Source organism: Gemmatimonadales bacterium (assembly GCA_030697825.1).
GTDB lineage: Bacteria > Gemmatimonadota > Gemmatimonadetes > Gemmatimonadales > JACORV01 > JACORV01.
This window is the reverse complement of record JAUYOW010000120.1, coordinates 1-4,004: the sequence shown is the minus strand read 5'-3', so window position 1 is coordinate 4,004 and position 4,004 is coordinate 1. Positions and strand designations below refer to the sequence as shown.

General features: G+C 69.4%; 5 protein-coding genes. All 5 read right to left on the bottom strand.

Annotation, left to right across the window (positions count from 1 at the left end; translation table 11 throughout):
• Window positions 1-544: 544 nt before the first annotated feature.
• Window positions 545-1,636 (bottom strand): DUF3179 domain-containing protein, encoded by a 1,092-nt coding sequence (locus tag Q8Q85_06210; GenBank protein MDP3773846.1) that lies wholly within the window; start codon window positions 1,634-1,636, stop codon window positions 545-547.
• A complete protein-coding gene (locus tag Q8Q85_06205; protein MDP3773845.1) occupies window positions 1,630-1,926 on the bottom strand; it encodes a hypothetical protein in 297 nt (98 codons plus the stop codon). Before Q8Q85_06205 ends, Q8Q85_06210 begins: the two co-directional genes overlap by 7 nt.
• Window positions 1,927-1,929: 3 nt before the next feature.
• Window positions 1,930-2,412, bottom strand: a complete 483-nt coding sequence (locus Q8Q85_06200) for a glycine/sarcosine/betaine reductase selenoprotein B family protein (protein MDP3773844.1) — start codon at window positions 2,410-2,412, stop codon at window positions 1,930-1,932.
• Between the two features lie 10 nt (window positions 2,413-2,422).
• Entirely contained in the window at window positions 2,423-3,790 is a 1,368-nt protein-coding gene (locus Q8Q85_06195) for a mercuric reductase (protein ID MDP3773843.1), read from the bottom strand.
• Window positions 3,791-3,806: 16 nt separating this feature from the next.
• Window positions 3,807-4,004 (bottom strand): UBP-type zinc finger domain-containing protein (locus Q8Q85_06190; GenBank protein MDP3773842.1); only part of this gene is annotated, 198 nt, incomplete at its 5' end.

Here is a 4,004-nt window from a genome sequence, read left to right as displayed (position 1 = left end):
GCCCCGGACCCCGGTGGGAGTGGACCTCACCGTGATCGCGTTCGTGTTCATGATGTTGGGCCCGGCCCACTGCCGGGGTGAGACCAACGGCTGCGGTTGCAGCCATGAGAAGCCTACGCATGAATCCCCCACGCTGTTTTTGGACGGCTGATGACGAGTGTCGTGCCGAGGAACACCCGTCAGGCGCGTGGAGGCGGCGTGTCCGTTTCGGGAGGGAAAGAGGACGCGAAGGTGGCGGGCTCGAGGCGCTCGTGAGCGCCCTCTGGCGCAATCGGGAGCAGTACCACTGCCGTCCGGAGCGACGGCCCAGGCTCGAATCCCAGCGGTAGGCTCGTGGCGGGACCAAGGGCCGCGGGGTGGCAGGCGGCGACGGCCGGTGCGTGATGGTCGTGTCCAGAGGTCGTCGCGTATGCGCCATGACCGCGGGCCAGACAGGCGAGGCCGCACACGAGACCCGGCTGTGCCGCGACGTAAACGGCCGTCAGGACGCATGCTACCACGCGCGACAGCGGCCGGCGCCGAGCCTTGCTGAGGGTGCGCTCCATTAGCGAACCAGCCGCGCGTCGGGCCGGAACGCCGCCCACGCGAACCAGAAGTGGTTGCCGTGCGGTACCGCGACGAGGCGCCGGCCGGCGAGCGGGCCGCTGGTCGCGCGGCCGGTGCGGTCCCAGTGACTGTGCGTCTCGCGGTCGCGCACGCCGTCGCCGTCGGCGGGATCAAACGTAAGCGTGCGGCCGTTGACGCGGCGGTCGAACACGGCCGTCGCGCCCACGTCCCGGCCGTCCCGAACATTGCCGGCGTCGAGTGCGCTCGCCGTTCCCGGCAGCCACTGCACGACGATCGGCACGTCGCCCACGCGCTCGTTGATCACGCTTCGCGTCCGCAGGAGCGAGAACGCGATGGCCACGGCCTGCCCATTCAGATCGAGGGCCGCCACGCGCTCCATCGCCGGCAGTCGGGCGTCCGTGTCGCCGCGAAAGAAGCCCGAGAGCGGTGAGGAGCGGCTGTCGTAGCGCTCGTACGGGTTGCGCCCGTACGGGCGGTTGACACCGGTGCGCCGCGAGAGCACGCGGCCCTGCGGGTTGGCCACCTTGAACTCCCGCCAGCTCGTCACTGGCGCCGCGATGAAGCGCAGCCGGCGGCCCGCGTACGCGCCCACGATCGCCTCGCCGGTCGCCTGCTGCCACCAGCTCTCGGTCTGGCGATCGTACATCACCAGGTCCGAGTGACGCAAGCGACCGGTCGTGCCGAAGTCGAGCACCCGCCCGTCCACTTCCCTGTCGAATGCCAGCGCGGTGTTGCACAGGGGGCAGAACGTCACCGTCACGGGCTCGCCGCCCACGATATCGTTGACGATCTCGTGCCAGATGAGGATCTGGAGCGGGTAGGCGCGCACCTCGTCCCCGATTTCCATGACGATCACCGGCTCTCGCTCGGCCAGCCAGCGGTCCGCCTCCGCGACCGACTCGAACGCCGGTCGGTCAATGGCCGGGATTCCATCCTTGGGAGGACCGCCGGACACGATTTCCTCGAGCGGCACAGTGTGGCGGCTGAAGTCGGTGCGCCATTCCTGCGCCGCGCCGGCCGTGGCCACGAGGACCGAGGCGAGTACCGCAAGGCCGCACCGCGTCAGCATTCTGAGCTCGGAACCCGGCCCGTGGCCTCGGCGTCCTCCACGCGATACTCGACGAGCACGGGGGGGCGTAGCTCCCCGGCCTCGAGCACCCGGAGCGCCGCTTCGATCACCGCGTGCTGCCGCGCCGGATCGGCCGGCGCGTCGAGGGGATAGCCGTGAGGGAACGGGACGACCAAGGCGCGCGGAGGGCGAACGCGCTGCGCCACGTATCGCAACAGCTGGATGGCCACCGTGGCGATCCCCCGGCGCTCGAGCTCCGCCGCGACCAGGCCCACGGCCTGGTTGCACATCGGTCAGACGGGGACCAGCAATGCCACGTTCACGGCGTCTTCCGCGAGCATCTCGGCCGCCCGTGGCGCCGTGTGCTTCGTGAGACGACCCGTGGCCGTCAGCGAGCCCATGAACGAAAGGTGCCGATGGTTCACCGAGCCGATGCGACCCTTCGCCGCGATCTCCCGGACCCGGTCGATCGGAAAGGCCAGGTTGGGATCACGCAGCATCCCGGTGTGATCGAACGCCTCGCTCCGATGCGCGTCCACCAAGCTCGCGGCGTCCACGTCTGCCGGAATCTCGCGGAACGTGGGGTCACCGCCGAGCCGATGCTGGTCGAACGGCTCTTGGCCACGCACCACGAAGCCCGCGCTCGACACCAGTGCCACCCGGCACTCGGACAACGGCTTGCGGAGAGGCGCGAAGGGCACGGGATCGATGCGGCGCCACGGATACGCCCTGACGAACAGCTGCCAGCGCACGGACAGGTCACTCAGCTCGGCCACGCGCCCCCCACTATTTCACGCTGTCCATCAGCGCGAAGAACCCTTCCGTCGTGGTCGGGTGGATGTAGACCGCTCGGTAGAAGAGCGTCCACGGTGCGTCCGCCATCATCAGCGCCATCAGCGTCTGCACCAGCTCGCCGCCACCGGTGCCGAGGATCGCCGCGCCGAGGATGCGGTCGGTGTCGGCGTCTACGACCACCTTCATCAGGCCGGCCGTCTCGTTCCGCTCGATGGCGCGGGCGACGCGGCTCATCGGGATCGAGCCGACCTTGATGCTGCGCCCGGAGGCGCGGGCTTCCTTCTCCGTCATGCCCACCCGCCCCAGCTCCGGATCGGTGAAGAGCGCGTACGGCACGAGCCGGCCCGCCGTCGTCAGCTTCGGGTCGTTGAACAGGTTGTGGAACACGATCTGGAAATCGTTGTAGCTGATGTGAGTGAACGCGGGGCCGCCGGTGACGTCGCCCAGGGCGTACACTCCCGGCACGTTCGTCTCGAGGTATTCGTTCACCTTCACCCAGCCGCCGGCCGTCGCAATGCCAGCCGCGTCCAGGCCCAGATCGTCCGTGTTCGACCGCCGGCCCGACGCGAGCAGGATGTGCGACGCGTCGAGCCCTCGGCTCGTACTGTCCCGGCGATCCCTCACCGTCACCCGGATTCCAGCGGCGTTCCGCTCGACCTTCGTCGCCTCCGCCGGCACGAGGAACGCGATCCCCTCGGACTCGAGCGCGGCGCGCAGCGCGTCGGCGACGTCGGCGTCCTCGCGGGGAACGATCCGGTCGGCGTACTCGACGATCGTGACCCGGCTCCCGAACCGCCGGAACATCTGCCCGAACTCCAGACCGACGTAGCTCCCGCCGACGACGACGAGATGCTCGGGGACTTCCGTAAGGTCCATCACGCTGCGGTTCGTCAGGTAGGGGACGGACTCGATACCCTCGATCGGCGGGACCAGCGGGGTCGTGCCCGTGTTGATGAAGATGTGCTCGGAGGTCAACTGCTCGCCGTTCACCTCTACGGCGTGCGGCGCCGCGAACTGCGCCGCTCCGCGGAATACGGTGATGGTGGGGCGCTTGGCGGCGTGCTTCTCCTGCCCGCTCCGCCACTGCTGGACGATCGCGTTCTTCCGGCTGACCACGGTGGCGAGGTCCACCGTAACCGGCCCCACCCGCACGCCGAAGTCGGCCGCCCGGCGGGCGTAGTGGGCGATCTGGGCGCTGGCGAGCATGGTCTTGGTCGGCGTGCAGCCGTAGTTGATGCAGGAGCCGCCCAGATGCTCACGCTCGATCAGCGCGACCGTCCACCCCTTGTCCGCCAGCCGGTGCGCCAGAGGGTTGCCGGCCTGGCCCGATCCGATCACGATTGCCTGGAACGTCTTCACCTCTCCACCAACGCGGTCATCGTAGGTAGTCGTCGCAAGCGTAGCACCACAGGAACGAATGCTCCGTCAACGGCAGCGAGAGAATGAGCGGATGGCCCGTTTCCTTGACGTGCTTGAGCGCGTGGGCGCCGCCGGACTCGCAGCAGCCGACGTGCCCGCACGTGGCGCACACCCGCAGCGACCACTCGGTGCCACACGTCTCGCACTGGTCCAC

What these genes read in the sequence shown, in the direction of transcription:
- Q8Q85_06205 (MDP3773845.1), bottom strand. Translation starts at nt 1,926, where the DNA reads ATGTGCAACCAGGCCGTGGGCCTGGTCGCGGCGGAGCTCGAGCGCCGG.
- Q8Q85_06210 (MDP3773846.1), bottom strand. Translation starts at nt 1,636, where the DNA reads ATGCTGACGCGGTGCGGCCTTGCGGTACTCGCCTCGGTCCTCGTGGCC.